Annotated in this window: 2 pseudogenes; one reads left to right on the forward strand and one right to left on the reverse strand. The window is 62.7% G+C overall.

From position 1 onward, the window contains the following. Nucleotides 1-258, forward strand: a pseudogene (locus AACS24_RS08800) (hypothetical protein); the annotation flags it as partial. Between the two features lie 47 nt (nt 259-305). Here the strand turns inward: AACS24_RS08800 and AACS24_RS08805 are convergent. Continuing rightward, nucleotides 306-480 (reverse strand): annotated as a pseudogene (locus tag AACS24_RS08805) (lipase secretion chaperone); the annotation flags it as partial.

Raw genomic sequence — 480 nt, forward strand, 5'->3', positions numbered from 1 at the left:
GCCAAGGGCAGCGTCAAGCTCAAGGGGGCGGAGCTCGCCCACTGGCTCTGCAACGGCAAGCTGATGGAGCTGGCTGGTGGCGACAAGGTGATCTTCGAGCAGGAGAAGCTGAAGATTGGCGAGCAGGGCATCGCGGGCGATGTCTCCTTGCGTCAGGAGAAGGGTTGGCAGGAGCTGAGTCTCAAGTGCGAGGTGCAGGGCAATCAGGTGACTCGCCTCACCTGGCAGCCGCTACCGGCGACCAACAAGCCGCAATAAGCGCACCACAACAAGGGGCCCATCTCGGGCCCCTTGTCATTGGCTTACTACTCCCCCAGCTTCATCCGGGTGAGCGCTTCGACCCGTCGCCACTGCTGTGGCTCGAACCAGCGGGCCAGCAGCTCCTGCTGCTGTTCGGTTCTAGCGCTGGCGGGTAACTGCCCCAGCTCGGCCAGATAGCCATTGAGCTGCTCCTTGAATCCCTGCCGATCCTGTTCAAGC

It is taken from the genome of Aeromonas sp. HMWF016, from assembly GCF_963878195.1.
Lineage (GTDB): Bacteria > Pseudomonadota > Gammaproteobacteria > Enterobacterales > Aeromonadaceae > Aeromonas > Aeromonas lacus.